This is a genomic window from Actinobacillus indolicus (assembly GCF_004519515.1).
GTDB classification, from domain to species: Bacteria; Pseudomonadota; Gammaproteobacteria; order Enterobacterales; family Pasteurellaceae; genus Glaesserella; species Glaesserella indolica_A.
Map to the genome: position 1 here is coordinate 865,140 of NZ_CP038145.1, position 17,664 is coordinate 882,803.

Below are 17,664 nucleotides of genomic sequence, written 5' to 3' on the forward strand. Positions count from 1 at the left end.
CGGATTTTTATGTTTGTGGTTAAACAGGCAAGTTTTGCCATTCCAAATCGTACGCTGTTACAGCCGATTTCGGTGCAATTTGAACAAGGAAAAGTGTATGGATTGATCGGGCATAACGGCTCAGGCAAATCCACTTTAATCAAATTGCTTGCCAAACAGCAACCGCTTTCATCGGGTGAAATTCTTTTTGATAACCAACCGCTTGACGCTTGGTCAAACCGTGAGTTTGCTAAACGTGTCGCTTATCTTCCGCAACATCTTCCGCAAGCAACCAACTTAACCGCAAAAGAGCTAATTGCAATGGGGCGTTATGCGTGGAACGGGCTTTTTGGTCGTCAAACGGCTCAAGACAAGCAGGCGATTGAGCGTGCTTTAGCTCTGACACATACCGAAAAATTTGCCGATCAGCTAGTCGATGTACTCTCGGGTGGCGAACGTTCTCGTATTTGGCTGGCAATGTTGCTGGCACAGCAAAGTCAATTTTTGCTGTTAGATGAACCTTTAGCTGCGTTAGATATTGCTCATCAAGTGGAAGTAATGGAACTGATCCAGCAACTGAGCCGAGAGCTGAATTTAGGCGTGATTATTGTGATCCACGATATTAACCTTGCTTCTCGCTACTGCGATCATCTTGTCGCCCTACATAGTGGCAAGCTACTTGCTGAAGGCAACTCTCAACAAATTATCAATACCCCGTCTTTAAAGGCGATTTATGGGATTGAGCTGAATGTGATCAACCACCCTGAAACGGGCAGACCAGTGAGTTTTTATTAAGATGATAAACCTAAAAAAGCTCACAGTATGGCTACAAGCGGTCACTTTCTCCCTCTTTTTTGCAAATCCCCTATCTGCAGGTGAACCGCAACCTAGTCTAGCGACATTGGACTGGACGGTAGCTGAAACATTGATTGCCCTTGATGAACAACCAAAAGCTGTTGGCGATGCAAAAAATTATAAAGTTTGGGTGTCTGAACCAAAACTGCCTGAAAATACGCTCGATCTCGGTATTCGTTTACAGCCTAACCCTGAACAGCTTTGGCAACTTTCGACACAGCTAGACGCTCAGCCTTTGCTGTTTATCAACTCTTCGTTTTATGCGTCTGCCACGCCGATGTTGGAAAAATTCGGCAAGGTGCATTTGGTCGATTTCTATAAAGAAGGCGATGCGTGGCAGAATGTGGTCGAAGCCACTCAGCAAATTGCCGATATTATTGAAAAGCCTGAACAGGCGGATCGCTTACTGAATCAGTATTTGCAAAAAATTGCCGAAATCCGACCGCTTGTACAACCCTTTACCGATCGTCCTGTGCTGTTGGTGCAGTTTATCGACACACGTCACCTGCGAGTTTATGCAGAAAATAGTCCGTTTGGTGCGGTGCTGTCGCAACTTGGTTTTAAAAACAGTTGGCAAGGCAATCACAACAACTGGGGCTTTGACGTTATCGAAGTGATCCAACTGGCGAAATTACCGCCAGAGAGCCGTTTTGTTGTGGTTAAACCTTATCCGTCAAATATCGGTTCTGCCTTGAAATACAACACCTTATGGCAAAAACTGGCGATGGCGAAAGATCCACTGATTTTGCCTGAAGTCTGGACATTCGGAGCTATTCCATCGGCGCAACGCTTTGCGGAAGTACTGGCAAACGGCTTAATTCACGGGGGCGAGCAATGGTAAATCGTCCACAGATGTTGTTCATTCTACTGTCAGCCTGTTTTATCGGACTGATGATGTGGCTACTCGGCGTGCAACTGCCTGAACATCAATCCCTGATTAGCCTGTTTCAAGCCAGTGACAATCTCGATATTTTGTTAATTCAAAGCTATACCCTACCACGCATTGCCATTGCGTTATTGGCTGGCGGTATGCTCGGCTTGGCGAGTTTGCTGTTGCAACAAGTGATGGCAAATCCGCTGGCTTCCGATAATACGCTTGGGATCAGTGCCGGTTCGCAGTTTGCTCTGTTTATTACCGCTATTTTTGCACCGAATTGGATAGACATAAGTTCAAGTGCCATTGCGTTAGTCGGGGCTGGTTTAAGCCTAGTTCTTGTTCTGACGTTAGCAATGCGAAAAACAATGTCGCCGTTGTTGCTAATTTTGGCTGGCTTGGTGGTTAATCTCTATTTTGGTTCATTCTCCGCCTTGATGATGTTGTTTTACCCTGAAGAAGCTCGGGGCTTGGCACAATGGGGAGCAGGTTCTTTGGCTCAAGAAAGCTGGCGAGATCCACAATTTTTAGCAATACAAGCGGTCATTTGTGGCGGATTAATTGCCATATTGCTTCGTCCGCTCGCCATACTTTCATTAAACGACAGCAACGCCCAAAGCCTTGGGGTGCCTGTTAATCGCCTGCGTTTTTTCGGGGTATTTATCAGTGCTTATATGATTTCGGCGGTGGTAAGTTGTGTCGGTATGCTCGGTTTTATCGGGTTAGCGTCCGCCACAATTATTCGCCAACTTGGTGTGCGAACGCTGAAATGGCAATTGCTTGGGGCGTTTGCTGGTGGGGCGTTACTGCTAGCGGTCACGGATTTACTGCTACAACTGCTTGCCCATTTTAAAGGAATTAACTTGCCGACGGGGGCGGTGACGGCTCTGCTTGGCACGCCGTTATTGCTGTGGCTGATGTTCCTCTCGCTATCAAATACGGGGCGTTTAACAGAAACATCAACTCGCCTATCTCGCCGTTTTCATCGCTACACCTTACTGCCGATAGTGTTTGTTTTTGCACTTGTGCTATGGCTTGCACTCGCATTAGGCAAAGGCACAAGCGGTTGGAATGTATTGGAATTTAACGAATTTTACGCACCGCTTGTCGAGCTACGTTACCCACGCATTTTGACCGCCATTGCTGTTGGGATCTTATTGGCGGTGGCTGGCGTGTTATTGCAACGCTTAACCCTAAACCCGATGGCAAGCCCTGAACTGCTCGGCGTGTCGTCTGGTACAAGTATGGGGATTTTGGCTGTGTTGTTCCTTGCCAGCACCGCTCAAACGGAATGGTATTGGCTGGCAGGTATCGCAGGGGCAGTTGTGGCTTTATTGGTGCTGACGGCGATCAACCAACGCAACGGAATGTTGCCCGAAAAGGTGCTACTTACGGGGATCAGCCTATCGGCACTGTTTGATACTTTGCAACGCATTGCTATTGCCAGCGGCGATCCAAGAGCGAACCAACTGATTGCATGGACATCGGGTTCGACCCAACAAATCGGGGCGGATCTTGCCGTGCCGTTTTTCTTGATAAGCCTTGTTCTACTAGGGATTAGCTTGATTTTCAGCCGTTGGCTTGAGTTATTGGCATTACAAGCCCCGATGGCACAAGCCTTAGGGCTAAACCTAAAACGTACCCGTTGGATTTTGATTTTATTTACCGCATTACTGACGGCGTTAGCAACTTTGATTATCGGACCGCTCAGTTTTATCGGCTTGCTCGTCCCACATATCGCCCGTTTTTTAGGTGTAAATCGAGCAAGTTCACAGATTTTAATCTCTGCCCTTATCGGCGGTTTGATTATGGTGTTTGCCGACTGGCTCGGCAGACAGATGTTATTCCCTTATGAAGTGCCAGCCGGTTTAGTGGCAACGCTGATTGGGGGGACTTATTTCTTGCTGATGGTGAGAAGGGTGTAACTTATTTTATTAACTCAAAGGACTTTAAAATGAAAAAAACATTCGTTTATTCAACAATTTCTCAAGTAGTACTACTTGCCATTGCAAATCATGCAATGGCAAACGAGCAAACTAACGCAGAAACGGCAACATTGGATGAAATCAGTGTGGTGGGCGGTTCTATGTACCGTATGGGCGAAGTGCCGGTGCATCAAGCGAAATCGGCGGTGGCGATTAATCGTGAAGAGCTTGATAAACAAAACATTACCAAAGCAGATGAAATCGGGCGTTATCAAGCGGGTTTCGCTAACCAAGTATTCGGTGAAGATACCAACACCAACTGGTTCCGTGTGCGTGGTGCGGAAGTCACTCAAGCGGTGGACGGTTTACCGACATTCAGCTACGGTTTCTTTACCCCTTATGTGAACACCTTTGGTTTAGAAGCAGTTGAAATTACCAAAGGTGCGGATGCAATGACATTCGGTGCAGCACAATCAGGCGGTTTAATCAACTATGTCAGCAAGCGCCCACATAAAGATCAAATCGGCAAAGGCGAATTTAAAATCAATGTAGGTAATAATGCACAATATGGTTTTGCAGCTGATTACACTGGTGCGATGAACACGGCGGAAACATTGCGCTATCGTTTGGTCACGTCTTATGGCGGTAAAGATGGCCAATGGGATAATACAAAGAATGAAACACTTTATATCGCACCTTCATTTGAATGGGATATTTCAGATCGTACCCGTTTAACGATTTTGACGAATTATCAGCAGGATAAGGGTGTGCCAAGTTCAAACTTCTTACCGCAAGAAGGTACCTTAGTCGCCTCACCAAACGGTTATATCAGCCGTTCTACTAACTTGGGCGATCCAGTCAATGATAAAGAACGTAACCGCCAATATGGGCTTGGTTATGAATTTAATCATGACTTTGCCAACGGTTTTAGCGTCAACAGTAGTTACCGCTATAGCCATGTGGATAACTATCACCGTGGTTCTTATGCTTATCCGTCAGCCTATGATGCTAATTGGGCACCACTTGCACCAAGCGCTGTAGGTTATGCTTTAGCGCGTGGCGTGGTGTTTAACGACGGTAAATCTATTTCGCACGCAATCGATAATAATGTGACATGGAAATTTGAGAATGATTGGCTGAAAAATACCTTAGTAGTCGGAACCGATTACCGCCATCAAAAAGTCGATGCGCTATATACCTTATTCGGCAGTACGGCAGCAACCAATGTCTTTAATTCGGCGGTAGGCTATAACCAAACTCAAGACGTGAGTGCCGCACCACACGTTCAAATAAAAGCACGTCAATTAGGTTTTTATTTACAAAACCAAAGCCGTTTTGCGGATAAAATCGTTTTAGGCTTAGGCGTTCGTCACGACCGTGCAAAACAAGATGAATATACCAGCACGCAAAGTGTGAAAGCGAACCACACGTCTTACTCTGCATCATTAATGTATGAAGCACCGTTCGGAATCAATCCTTATTTTGCTTACAGCGAATCGTTCCGTTTACCTGTTGGATTAAGCGGTAATCAAACGTTATATGATCCGAACACAACCCGCCAATACGAAGTGGGTGTGAAATATCTACCGACTTGGTTAGACGGCGTGATTACCGTTGCTGGTTTCCAAGCGAAAGATAAAGGCGCATTAATCGGTAACGGAATTGGTGCAACGGTCAGCAGCACAGATCCAGTAAGACGCAAAGGCGTAGAACTTCAAGCGGATGTTTATCTCACTGAAAACTGGAATTTAGGCTTAGCTTACACTTACTTGAAAGCCGTTACCCAAACCTCGACGGGTGATGTGCGTAAAGAATTACTACCAAAACATACGCTGGCAACCAGAACTTCTTACACCTTTAACAGCGGTGCTTTAAGTGGCTTAACCTTAGGTGCTGGCGTGCGTTATGTGGGAAGCAGCGTTACCGCTCAAGGCTCTCTCTATTCAGGTGCGAAAGTTCCGTCTGTCACTTTGGTGGATTTAATGGCACGTTATGACTTCAACAAAAACTGGAGTACCCAAATTAACGTGGAAAACGTAGGTGATCGCCGCTATGTTGCCGGCTGTGATTACTACTGCTACTACGGTGCGGGACGTAACATTAACGCTCAAGTGAGTTATAAGTTCTAATGCGATGAATACAAGCGGTCGGTTTTCCCTAAAAATTTGCAAATTTTTAAACGGAACTGACCGCTTGTAGTTCACTATCAAAAGGCATCAGCCTAGATACCCTTTCAAATATCCCACCACAAACTCCGCAATCTGCTCCACATCATTAATATCCAACAGATTTTCTCTTTCCAACGGATAATCCGTTGCGGTGGCGAGCGTAAAAAGATCTAACTCAGGTAAGGGTTTATCCATCTCTTTTCGGTGTAGCTGAATTTTCGGCAAGGTTTCGTGTTTAAAGCCTTCGACTAAAATCAGATCGACATCTTGTGTTTCCATCTGTTTTACTAGCGCATTAAAGGATTCAAGAGTATTCGTTTCCACCATCATCGCCCAACGCTGTTCACAGACAATCATTGTCGGATTTGCACCCGCTAAACGTAGGCGATGACTGTCTTTGCCTGCTTTATCGACATCGACATTATGGTGAGAGTGCTTAATTAAACCCACTTTTATCCCTTTTTGATTTAACTGGGGAATGAGCTTTTCAAGTAAAGTGGTTTTGCCTGTGCCACTATAGCCTGTCACTGCAAGTAACGGAATACCCCCCTCCGTCCTACGGACACCTCCCCCCGCAAGCGGAGGGAGGGAATAAGGAAGAAAATCTTCAGGGGTATTAAAATTTTGAAACGCCTGCTTTTGTTCGGAAAAATCAACGGCAATACTACGTTGGCTTTGGAAAAACTGAAATAGGCGGCGTTCGCCATTATGCAGATAATCTTGCAATGCAGGTAATACAGAGCGGTGGATTAAAGCAAAGGTCGGGTGTGGGCGTTCACCGTCGTGGGCGTAGGCAATTTGTGCATTATTAATCTGTAAGGCTGTGCTCAGTTTTGCGACAAGATTTTCAGGCAAAAATGGGCTGTCGCAAGGGACAAACAGCAAGTATTCGCTGTCGATTTGTTCAAAGCCCGATAACATACCGCTTAACGGACCTTGAAAGCCGTCAAGGCTATCGGCATAAAGCGGAATATCGGGATAGTGTTGCTGATATTGCTCTTGCAAGCGGTTTACATTCAGCCAAATTTTGCAAATCTGCGGAGATAATCTGTCTAAAATATGTGAAATCAAAGGTTTACCTTGTAGCAGTTGCAATCCTTTTTGTACTCCATTCAAACGAAGGGCAAGCCCCCCTGCTAAAATTACCCCTTGAATTTGATTAAATTGCATTTATTTTCCCCTTGTTTTTGCAAAATTGACCTTAAAAGTATATGATTCTGCCTAGTTTTTTCCAAATTTTTTTAAGGATTTTCCAATGAAATGTAAACGTTTAGACGAGGTTTTAGAATTATTGGGCGAACATTGGCGTAAAGAACCCGATCTTCACTTACTTGATTTATTACACAAACTTGCTGAAGAAGTTGGCAAACCGAATGATTTAGATGCGTTGCGCGATGAAGTATTAATTTACCAGCTCAAAATGCGTGGCAAAGATAAAACCGAAGTGATCCCAGGTATCAAAAAAGATTACGAAGAAGATTTTAAAACCGCTTTATTAAAAGCGCGTGGAATTTTAAATAATTAATATTGTCGTAGGATCGACTTTTTTTAACTCGAGGACTTTATGAAAAAATTTGCTTTAAAAACCGTATTCATTGCCCTTTCTGCATTAGGGGCTTTTTCAACCACTGCAATGGCACAAGATCCTGTTGCAAATAAAGAGTATATCGAAGTTCGCCAAGTGCCTTCGGTTCAAAAAGAGGTGTTAGAATTTTTCTCTTTCTATTGCCCACACTGCTATGATTTTGAATTGAATTACAAAATTCCAAGTAAAGTCAAAGCAGGTTTACCTGAAGGGGCGGTGTTAAAACAGTACCACGTTGATTTTTTAGGTCGTCAATCGGCAGAATTAACACGAGCGTGGGCATTAGCAATGGCATTAGGTGCGGAAGATAAGGTGAAAACCCCATTATTTGAAGCAGCACAAAAAGATGCGATTAAATCGATGGACGACATTCGTGCGATTTTCTTAGCCAATGGCATTACCGCAGAACAATTTGACAGTGGCATTAACAGCTTTGCGGTGAATGGCTTAGTGACAAAACAAACTCAAGCCGCTGAAGAATTTAAAGTGCGTGGCGTGCCAGCATTTTTTGTAAATGAACAATATCAGCTAAATCCAGAAGGTTTCTCTGATTCAGGTTCAACCAATGAGTTTGTTCAGCGTTATATTGATGCGATTTTATTCTTAGTGAAAAAATAGTACCATCATCAATAAAATAGTTGCTAATATTTACCCTCTTTAAATATTAGCAACTTTTTTCTCTCCCTCACGATATTATAATCCCTGTAATTCTGTATTCAGTAATCTCAATAGCAACGCCTTTCCTTCTTTAAAACGATATTCCCCATATTCCGCTTGGTTGAAATATTCCCCTTTACCTTCAGGGAAGAAGAATTGCTGGGTTGGAAGAGATAAATCCCCATAACTATTTAGTGTAACGGGTAAATAAATACCCTGTGCACAGCCATCAAAATACTGTGGTTTTTCAAATTCAATTCGGCAAAGTGTTGCAATACGCTGTTCATCCAGTGTGAGTAGTGCATAGGCTTTGCTATTGGTCATTTCTTCATTTGGTAACGCATCACCTACTTGATTGAGTAGTTCATAATGGAGTTCCATATAATCCCCTTGCATTAGCGATCTTGGATCTCTTGGAGCTAACTTTAGTACAATAGATTCGCCATTTTCTAATACATCTTCATTCTGATGAATCGTAAATTGTGCAACGCCTAGGGTTAAAATAAGCGTGACAAGAGCCGTAATAGGTATGCGTTTAGTGTATGAAGAATGCCCTTGTATATGCTCTTGTTGCTCTGGATATTGACGATATAAGCTGATGACAATCAGGCTAAATGCAACACCTACACTTAACAACAAATAGGATTTATAGAGTAACGGAAGTTTTAGTGAATAGTAATATTCTGCTAATGATGCTATTGCGATCACTAAACTAAATACAAAGATCGGTCGGCTTTGTTTGGTATAAGCCAATAAGAGTAAGGCAATACAAAAGATCAGTAATGGAACGCTAATAAAGCTAATACTCAAAAATAAGATACCAATAGCAATTAGCCAATGTATTGGGCGTTGCTGTGCTTTATGTAAAAGTAAAAAAGTGACGACGGCATAAAGGGATGCAACGAGAGATAAAAATGAATGAATATCCCAAGGGCGATTGAACAGATCAAAAGTAGCCAAATGGAAGAAGTCACTAAAGGTATTTATCTGCGGTAATTCATCCGCTTCCATGTGATAACTAAAGAGTGATTTGCTGAAAACAAAATACACGTAAAAGAGAAGAAAACCCCACGCCATAGAGCGTAAATCAAACCGAGTGCGTCCCATCCAGTAAAAGCAAATCAGTGAACCCAATGATAGCCAGTAAAACGAATAAGAGCTAAAGAAATGGTAGAAAAACATTTCATGTTCGTATTCAGAGGAATAGAAGTCGTTAAAGGCATAAAAATGTTCAAAAAGTATAAATAAAATCTGAAGAACAACAACTGTTCTTACCCAATGTTGTTGATTTATCAAGTAAACGATTACCGATGCGGTAATGCTTAAGGTTAATCCCATCCAAGAGGATATATCTAAAAATAGACAAAATGCAGTCCAAGTCCCTGATGCAACCAAAAAACAAATCGCACTGAGTTCTAAATAATTTCCCTTTTTCCTAAAAGCGAACGCAGGAATAAGGAGAATGGCTGTTGTGAAAAGTAACGTATAGGCTTCATCTTGTACGACAAATAAAGCAATACATAGGACAAGCATCCCTGTACCGAGTGCAATCAAAAATAGATAGAGCAGTTGTACGGCAAGGTGTGATTGGCGTTGGGATAAATAAGCGCCGAATGATTTTTTGACGTAATAGGCAACAAAAAAGAGAGCAAACAATGTGATGAGTGATGAAAACATTAGTCCGCCCAGTTCAAGTTGATCTAATAACCAGACATTTACGGATGCAATCAAATAGGCAAAATGTACGGAGAGATTAAATAAGTCCAGACGACGTGTTCTGTAAAACCAAAGTAGCCCAATGGAAATGAGCCAAGTGATTGGGATTAATTGGGTATTTTCCACGACGAACCAGCCTAATACCGCTACTAAAATGACATTCTGAATTTTATTCACGACACGCCAAGGATCGTATAAGCGTGATTTTGTCGCTTCAATTACCGCAAGCAGAAGCAAATTAACACCGATGATAAAAGATGCGTCAATATGATGAACAAATTGATAACGAAGTAAGGTGATATTTAAGGTGGCTAAAAAGAGTAGTGCGCCAGCGATATTAGGCAGGCAAAGTAACAGGGGTAACTGCAACAATGTCCAGAGAGCAAAAAGTTGCCAAGGGTCTGCCCCTGTTTGATAAATTTGTCCGATAAGAGCGAGTAAAGCACCAATCACAATCAAGGAGACAAAAAAGAGTGCATAACTTTTGATGGGGCTCTGTTGCCTGCTTTCTCGACGATAAATCCACGTGGCAACTAGTGTTACAACAACGAGTAGCACTTGTACGCCATAGAGCTTTTGGAATTTAGTGAGTAATTCCCAGTTTGATGCAATGAAGGTGACAACCCCACTTGAGAAAAGCCCGACAGCCAATAGCATAAAAATGAATCGCAGATATTTTTCCCAAGATTGATTAAGTAGGTTCATTGCTCTCACCTAGATGATTTGTAAAATTTTGGTTAAATCCTACCGCTTGTTATCGATTTTATCAATATCACACCGATCACCGTCGCCATAATGCCGACGATATTATGCAATAGAAAAATCCCCACCGCATTCAACCACTTTTCTTGAAGCAGTTTTTCGCCGATCTCCGCTGAAAATGCGGAAAATGTTGTGAAACTGCCGAGAAATCCTGTAATAAATAACAATTTTGAACTTTCCTGCAAATTCAAACCTAGCGCAATACCAATGAGAAAACAGCCAATCACATTCGCCAGTAAAGTGCCAAAAGCAAATTGACTGATAAGCGGATTGAGCCATACACCGAGTTGCCAGCGAGAGAGTGCGCCGAGTACCGCACCGAAAGAAATCAGTAGAATTTGTGTCATTATCTGTTACACCAAAAACAGTACAGGAATTAAATTCATCACCATCATCGTCAAAATCGACTGGATCAAGCGGGACGATCCGAAGATAAATCCACGATTTTTACCGTTATCAAATTTCACCAGTAAATTCGCCATTGCCGTTAATGCATAGACTTCAAGTAAGGTAAAAATCACCAAATAGATATAGGCAGAAACCAGCGATGCATAATGTAGCGTGATAAACCAAGGGGCAACCATACCAACCGCTAAAACCGGGCTGACGAAAATAAGTTGTTTACGGGTTAAATTGATATGCTTGGAGAAATACGATTGTAGAGCAACGGTCATTAACCCATTGATAAATAACGCAATTGGGATCTGCTCTGGGGCATTGAGTTTATTGTCAAACAGATAAGGAAAAATCACAAAAAACGACATTGCGACACTTAACGGTACAAACAGCATTAAGTGAACAAAAATAAACTCTTTGGTGATGATTTCCCGAATTTGCCCCCAGCGGAATTTCACTAAATTGTTCACATTTTCCATTTGGTAGAATGGCTTTGCCATAAAGACAAACAACACCGCTTCCAAGAGAAAACAGCACCAGATTAACGCATTGATCTGTTCATACTTGATAAAGGGAATAGCGAGTAACGGAGCTGCCATCGAAGACATACTGGTGACCCGTAAGAATTTGCCTTGTAAGCGAGTTTTCGCCGCATATTCATCACCTGCCAAGGCAAGTAAGCACGCCCTTGCATTAGTTGCAAATAGACAGCTTCCCATACCAAAGCACATTGTCGCCATTAATAGCACCATGTAGCTTTCCGCTGACAAGAAGAAAACATAGGCGATCACATCGAGCATACAGCCGACTAACATCATTTTCGCTAAACCATAGCGGTCGCCTAACACTCCTGCAAAAATTGCAAGGGCTTGGCTACAAAAAAACAGTACCGACAACGAAAATGCGATCTGAGCGTTAGATAAGCCTTTTTGTTGCAGGTAGATAAAAAAGACCGTTTGCATTGAAAAATAAGCAAGGGTCGAAATAAAGCGACGAGTGAGTAATAGTTTTTCTAAAGACATTTGAATATCCAGACAAGCGGTAAGATTTGCAAATTTTTTGCAGATCTCACCGCTTGAGTGTTAAGCAGCACGGAAATCTTTTGGACGAATACCCAGGGCAATTAAACTTGCAAAATAGCTGATTGCAGCAAGTACAATTAACCACGCTAGCCAATGAACCTTTGACCAAAAGTGTAATGCATTCCACCCTTGTAAATCAGGCGAAAAATAGGAAACCAATGCGCCCATGATGCACGCAGAAATGAGCAATTTTAAGGTGAAGATCGCCGTTTTTATGCTGACTTTATAAATATTACTTTGGGATAAACCACGGTAAAGTAAGGTAGCATTGACCGCCGCAGATAATGCAGAAGCCATCGCTAAACCAACAAAGCCAAAAGGAATTGCGAGTACACCAAAGCAAATGTTACTGATTGCCGCAATGATCCCGATTTTGACTGGCGTTTTGGTATTTTGATTAGCGTAAAAACCATTGGCTAGAATGCTGATGAGCATATAACTGATTAATCCAAAGCACATCACTGTTAATGCTTTTGAAGAAGCAATAACATCTGCCAGTTGGAATTTACCGTGCATAAACATCGTCATCATTAATGGCTGAGCTAAAATCATAATGCCAATCATCGCAGGAATACCGAGCAGTAATACCATACGAACGCCCCAGTCCATTGTTTGCTCAAAGTTGAATTTGCGTTGCTCTTCTGTCAGATCTTTCTGTTTTGCGATACGTGAAAGGCTAGGCAATACCACCGTTGAAATCGCGATACCAAACAGACCTAATGGGAATTCAATAAGGCGATCTGCATAGTAGAGCCAACTAATTGAGCCTGTAATTAAAAATGAGGCGATAATCTGATTAATGAGCAAGTTCAGTTGGGTAACAGAAACACCGAATAAGGCTGGGATCATCAATTTACGAACTTTTGTCACCCCTTCATCGTGCCAAGCCCATTTAGGTTTAACCAACAGCCCTTCTTTTTTCATAAAAGGGATTTGAAATAGGAATTGCAATAAGCCACCTAAAAATACCCCCCACGCAAGCGCCGTATCGGGCGAGTCAAAATAAGGGGAAGCAAAGATCGCCACAGCAATAATCGCCACATTCAGTAAAACTGGAGAAAATGCCATCACCCCAAATTTGCCTAAGGTATTCAGCACCGCACCAGATAGGGCAACAAAGGTGATAAACCATAAATAAGGGAAGGTGATTTTTAATAATAAGGATGCTTGGGTAAACTTTTCTGCATTCGGGCCATCATTGAGCCAATCTAAAAACCAGCCCGTCCCAAATAATGCGGCAATCACAGGGGAAGCAATCATGGCGACTAAGGTGACAACAGTGACTAATCCACCCAACGTTCCCGATACTTTGGCGATAAACTCTCGGGTCTTATCTGGATCATTATCGGCATTATATTCCGCTAAAACAGGCACAAAGGCTTTAGAAAAAGCCCCTTCAGCAAAAAGCCTCCGAAGAAAGTTAGGAATACGGTTAGCAAATAAAAATACATCAGCAGCAACACCTGCCCCCAGTAAATTTGCAACAACCACATCTCGAATTAAACCAAGTACGCGAGAGATTAATGTCATACTACTGACAATTAAGCCTGATCTTAATAATTTCTTGCTCACAATCTGTTCTCTTTATCTTCTTAAAAAATTGATCGGAATTTTAGCAGTTTGTTATAGGAAAATCAGAAAAAAACTGCTAAAATCCGCCCCTATCTTTTACTCAAGAACACTTCTTGTGTGAAACGATGTTATTTTCAAGCCCGTGTCTCGTTGAAAATGAATTTAAACTATCGATAGCACTGCATAAAAAATTGTTTTTTATGTTTTTATTTTTACACAGATATTTTTAGGAGTTTGACCTTGGCTAATATCAAGTCAGCACAAAAACGTGCGGTTCAATCAGAAAAACGCCGCCAACATAACGCAAGCCAACGCTCAATGATGCGTACCTTCATCAAAAAAGTATACGCAGCAGTAGCAACTGGTGATAAAGCAGCTTCAGAAGCAGCTTTCGTTGAAATGCAAAAAGTTGTGGATCGTATGGCATCTAAAGGCTTAATCCACGCTAACAAAGCAGCTAACCACAAATCTAAGTTAGCAGCTCAAATCAAAAAATTAGCGTAATTGCTTTTTTAAACAAATTTGCAAATTTTTTGGAAAAACCGACCACTTGGTCGGTTTTTTTATAGGTAAATTGCCGAAACAAAACCTGCCACTATTTATACTTTATATAGAGACAATCTTCAAAATTTCAGCAAAATCTTCACAAACATAATCAGGCTCAGAGTCACTAATTGGAATGTTGTAGTTGTAGCCATAGGTTAAACCTACACTTTTACAACCAACAGCTTTTGCCGCCAAAATATCGTTTTTAGAATCACCGACAAACAACATTTCATGCGGATATAAACCAAATTTACCACAAAGGTAATAAAGTGGCGCTGGGTGTGGTTTAATTTGAGGCAGAGATTGCCCACCAAGTGCTTCTGAAAAGAGATGATCGATTTTAAAGGCTTGCAACACAGGCAAAACGTGCTTAGTTGGTTTGTTTGTTACCACAGCTAAAATATAGCCCTGTGCTTTAAGCTCTTCTAATGTTTCTTTCACATGAGGATAGAGCTTGCTGATGTTGCAGACATTTTCACCATAAAAATAACCAAATCGGCATTTAATTTGGGCTAATTCGTCCTGTGAAAATTCGCCTGCTTTTCCTGTCCATTCCATTCCTTTCGCAAAAAGTACATCAGCTCCATTGCCAATCCAAGTCAACACAAGCTCTTCAGGGGCTTGTGGCAAGCCAACTTCAGCAAAGGCAGAATTAAGCGATAAGGCTAAATCAGGTAAGCTATTGACTAGCGTTCCGTCGAGATCAAAACCGATTAATTTGAATTGTTGTGTCATTTTATTCTCCTTAAAAAGACAAGCGGTGAGATTTTGCAAAAGTTTTGCGTTATCTCACCGCTTGTAGCTTATTTATTTCTATCCATTTTATAAGCAACCGCCATAATCACAATTCCCCCAATAATCATCGGCAATGAGAGCAACTGCCCACGCGTGATTAAATCCGCTGCGGTATTCACATTTGGGTCGAACTCACGGAAGTATTCGACGATAAAGCGGAATACTCCATAGCCCACTAAAAAGAGTCCTGCCACCGAGCCTGTTGGGCGTGGTTTACGGATATAGATGTTCAGGATAAAGAACAGTACTAACCCTTCTAAAACGGCTTCGTAAAGTTGAGATGGATGGCGTGGTAAATAGCCGCCACTCGGGAACATGATTGCCCAAGGTACATCGGTGACACGTCCCCAAAGTTCATCATTGATAAAGTTACCAATACGCCCTAAGCCTAGCCCAAACGGAATAAGCGGTGCGATAAAGTCAGCAGTTTGCCAAAAGCTACGATGTTGACGACGGGAAGTCCAAAGCATTGCAACAATTACACCAAGTAAACCGCCGTGGAACGACATTCCCCCTTCCCAAATTCGAAATAAATACAGGGGATCTTGTAGGAAACGGTCGAAGCTATAAAAGAATACATCGCCAATTCTGCCGCCCAGTACAACGCCCCAAAAGCCGTTAAACAGAAGTTGATCGACTTGTTCTGTTGTCCATACACCGTTTGAGTTTTTCGCTCGTTTAGTACCAAGCCAATAGGCAAAGCCAAAGCCGAGCAGATACATAATGCCATACCAATGTAGCGAAATAGGCCCGAGTTTAAGGGCTACAGGATCGATATTTGGAAAGGCTAGAAATTGTTCAGACATAAATTTCCTTTTATTTCAAAAACATATTTATTGCAATAATCATTAAAAATACGGCCAACGCCCGTTTTAAAATTGGCACAGGAAGCTTATTAGCAGCATTTGCGCCAAGTTTGGAAGTAAACACCGACATCATGGTAATGCCCGCTAAGGCTGGTAAATAGACATAACCTAGCGAATATTCAGGTAGATTAGGCGCATTCCAACCACTAATGATAAAGCTAATTGTTGCGGCAAGCCCTAATAAGCCACCACAGAAAGATGAACTTCCAATCGCTTTTTTCAGTTCAATTCCTCGACTATTTAAAAACGGCACGATGAAAGCACCGCCTGCGATACCTGCAAAGCTGGAAATCATCCCGATGATACTTCCAGCAATAATCGTTGATTTGGTTGTCAACGGCTTAGGCTCTTGCTGTTTTGGCTTGAGTGCTAGAAACATCTTGATCGAGTTATAGAACACTAAAATAGCAAAGAGTTTAGTCAGAACTGATTTAGGAAAATCACTTACAATCAAACCTGAAATAAAGACGGAAACCATTAATGCAGGGGCAAAGTATTTCAGTAATGACCATTCCACATTGCCCAGTTTATGCTGGCGTTGTGCGGCAGATAATGTTGTAAGAACAATCGTTGAGAAAGAAGTTCCCAATGCAATGGACATTAATAATTCATCAGACACACCAATTTTTGGTAAAAGATAGACAAGTGTCGGCACAATGATCATGCCTCCACCAATGCCAAATAAGCCAGCTAAAAAGCCAGCTATTGCCCCAAGGACAAGAAATGCGATAAAAACTTCGATCACGACTTTTTCCCCTTAAATGTACGATATAGTTTACGAAATTCCCGCTTGGATTGGTGAGAGTCTCGTTTTTCTGCTTTGAACTCTTTTTGCTCTTTCACTTCTTCTCGGTTTTTATCGCTGTCATTTTTTTTCATTTCACCCATCAATACTTGGGCAAACTCTTTCATCACTTTGCGATAAACATCACGTTTAAATGACACCACTTGTCGAACGGGATACCAAAAGCTCACCCAACGCCAGCCGTCAAATTCGGGCGTTTTACTGGCTTTCAGGTTTATTTCATTTTCATCAGAGAGTAATTGGAGTAGGAACCAACGTTGTTTTTGTCCAATACATACAGGATGTGTTTGTTCATTACGAACCAAACGTTTCGGCAATTTATATTTTAGCCAATATTTGGATGCCCAAAGTAATCGTACATCTTTTTTGGATAAACCGACTTCTTCGTAGAGCTCACGGTACATTGCTGCTTCAATGTTTTCACCCTCATTGATTCCACCTTGTGGAAATTGCCAAGAGTTTTGACCAAACCGTTTTGCCCAGAGAACCTGTCCTTGTTTATTACAGATCACGATGCCAACATTCGGGCGGTAACCATCGAAATCGATCAATTTAGACCGCCTTATTTAATCAATTTAAAAATAGTGAGATTGTTTCATACTTCGGCTATTTGAACAACCGCCAAGGGCAAAACAAGCGGTGAGATTTACACATTTTTTTACAAGTTGTGGATAACATTGTGAGTAAGCTGAGAATTTGCTGAGAGTTTTCATTGGATAAGCTTAGGAATACCTTGATCTTCTATGGGATCTTTTTTCTGATTAAGATCCCAAAAAGGAAAAATCTTACTGGATAAGTACACATTTAACTGATTAATTTATTTTCAAAAGTGAATAAGATTAGCAAAATTTATACGCTTTTCTTACTTTTTCCACATTAGCTAGGGTTTTATCCCCATTCTCTGTGGATAAAATTGTGATAGATCGGGATAATGATCGTGTATAACCTAAAATAACGATCTGAATAATTTACTTTTCCTATATAAAACAATAAGTTAGATGAAATTTGAATAAGTATGAGATTGCAGTTTATTTTTTAATCATTATTTTTCTTTAAAAAATTTCATGTCTTAAGGGTTTCT

16 protein-coding genes are annotated in these 17,664 nt (G+C 41.7%); 7 read left to right on the top strand and 9 right to left on the bottom strand.

Annotation, left to right across the window (positions count from 1 at the left end):
• Window positions 1-9: 9 nt before the first annotated feature.
• The 4 genes from EXH44_RS04155 to EXH44_RS04170 are packed head-to-tail and all read left to right on the top strand — an operon-like array spanning window position 10 to window position 5,762.
• Entirely contained in the window at window positions 10-774 is a 765-nt protein-coding gene (locus tag EXH44_RS04155; protein ID WP_108923711.1) for an ABC transporter ATP-binding protein, read from the top strand.
• A 1-nt stretch (window position 775) separates the two neighbouring features.
• Window positions 776-1,675 (top strand): iron-siderophore ABC transporter substrate-binding protein, encoded by a 900-nt coding sequence (locus tag EXH44_RS04160; RefSeq protein ID WP_162856398.1) that lies wholly within the window; start codon window positions 776-778, stop codon window positions 1,673-1,675.
• Window positions 1,669-3,633, top strand: a complete 1,965-nt coding sequence (fhuB, locus tag EXH44_RS04165; RefSeq protein WP_162856399.1) for a Fe(3+)-hydroxamate ABC transporter permease FhuB — start codon at window positions 1,669-1,671, stop codon at window positions 3,631-3,633. Before EXH44_RS04160 ends, fhuB begins: the two co-directional genes overlap by 7 nt.
• 29 nt (window positions 3,634-3,662) lie before the next feature.
• The gene (locus EXH44_RS04170) at window positions 3,663-5,762 is read left to right on the top strand and encodes a TonB-dependent siderophore receptor (RefSeq protein WP_162856400.1); all 2,100 of its coding nucleotides are present in this window, start codon (window positions 3,663-3,665) and stop codon (window positions 5,760-5,762) included.
• An 87-nt stretch (window positions 5,763-5,849) separates the two neighbouring features.
• On the opposite strand, the gene mobA is transcribed toward EXH44_RS04170, so the two are convergent.
• Entirely contained in the window at window positions 5,850-6,971 is a 1,122-nt protein-coding gene (gene mobA, locus EXH44_RS04175; protein ID WP_162856401.1) for a molybdenum cofactor guanylyltransferase MobA, read from the bottom strand.
• Window positions 6,972-7,056: 85 nt separating this feature from the next.
• On the opposite strand from mobA, the gene EXH44_RS04180 reads away from it, so the two are divergent.
• Entirely contained in the window at window positions 7,057-7,326 is a 270-nt protein-coding gene (locus EXH44_RS04180; RefSeq protein ID WP_162856402.1) for a DUF1040 family protein, read from the top strand.
• Window positions 7,327-7,365: 39 nt separating this feature from the next.
• Window positions 7,366-8,004, top strand: a complete 639-nt coding sequence (dsbA, locus tag EXH44_RS04185) for a thiol:disulfide interchange protein DsbA (protein WP_162856403.1) — start codon at window positions 7,366-7,368, stop codon at window positions 8,002-8,004.
• Between the two features lie 75 nt (window positions 8,005-8,079).
• On the opposite strand, the gene EXH44_RS04190 is transcribed toward dsbA, so the two are convergent.
• The 4 genes from EXH44_RS04190 to murJ are packed head-to-tail and all read right to left on the bottom strand — an operon-like array spanning window position 8,080 to window position 13,571.
• Window positions 8,080-10,464, bottom strand: coding sequence for a GDYXXLXY domain-containing protein (locus EXH44_RS04190; RefSeq protein WP_162856404.1), 2,385 nt, complete (start codon window positions 10,462-10,464; stop codon window positions 8,080-8,082).
• A 32-nt stretch (window positions 10,465-10,496) separates the two neighbouring features.
• Entirely contained in the window at window positions 10,497-10,868 is a 372-nt protein-coding gene (locus EXH44_RS04195) for a fluoride efflux transporter FluC (protein WP_162856405.1), read from the bottom strand.
• A gap of 6 nt (window positions 10,869-10,874) precedes the next feature.
• Complete coding sequence (locus tag EXH44_RS04200; protein WP_162856406.1) at window positions 10,875-11,939, bottom strand: MFS transporter; 1,065 nt, start codon at window positions 11,937-11,939, stop codon at window positions 10,875-10,877.
• A 60-nt stretch (window positions 11,940-11,999) separates the two neighbouring features.
• Window positions 12,000-13,571, bottom strand: a complete 1,572-nt coding sequence (murJ, locus tag EXH44_RS04205) for a murein biosynthesis integral membrane protein MurJ (RefSeq protein ID WP_162856407.1) — start codon at window positions 13,569-13,571, stop codon at window positions 12,000-12,002.
• A gap of 240 nt (window positions 13,572-13,811) precedes the next feature.
• Here murJ and rpsT point away from each other — a divergent pair, with 240 nt between their 5' ends.
• Window positions 13,812-14,075 carry a 30S ribosomal protein S20 gene (gene rpsT / locus EXH44_RS04210; protein WP_005713402.1) on the top strand — a complete coding sequence of 88 codons (264 nt, stop codon included), beginning with the start codon at window positions 13,812-13,814 and terminating at the stop codon, window positions 14,073-14,075.
• Between the two features lie 102 nt (window positions 14,076-14,177).
• On the opposite strand, the gene EXH44_RS04215 is transcribed toward rpsT, so the two are convergent.
• The 4 genes from EXH44_RS04215 to rppH form a co-directional block, all read right to left on the bottom strand.
• On the bottom strand, window positions 14,178-14,852 hold the full coding sequence (locus EXH44_RS04215) for a phosphoglycolate phosphatase (RefSeq protein ID WP_162856408.1): 675 nt from the start codon (window positions 14,850-14,852) through the stop codon (window positions 14,178-14,180).
• Between the two features lie 68 nt (window positions 14,853-14,920).
• A complete protein-coding gene (lgt, locus tag EXH44_RS04220) occupies window positions 14,921-15,718 on the bottom strand; it encodes a prolipoprotein diacylglyceryl transferase (protein WP_162856409.1) in 798 nt (265 codons plus the stop codon).
• Between the two features lie 10 nt (window positions 15,719-15,728).
• Window positions 15,729-16,523, bottom strand: coding sequence for a sulfite exporter TauE/SafE family protein (locus EXH44_RS04225; protein ID WP_162856410.1), 795 nt, complete (start codon window positions 16,521-16,523; stop codon window positions 15,729-15,731).
• Complete coding sequence (rppH, locus tag EXH44_RS04230) at window positions 16,520-17,134, bottom strand: RNA pyrophosphohydrolase (RefSeq protein ID WP_162856411.1); 615 nt, start codon at window positions 17,132-17,134, stop codon at window positions 16,520-16,522. The genes EXH44_RS04225 and rppH overlap by 4 nt, the downstream gene beginning before the upstream one ends.
• Window positions 17,135-17,664 lie beyond the last annotated feature (530 nt).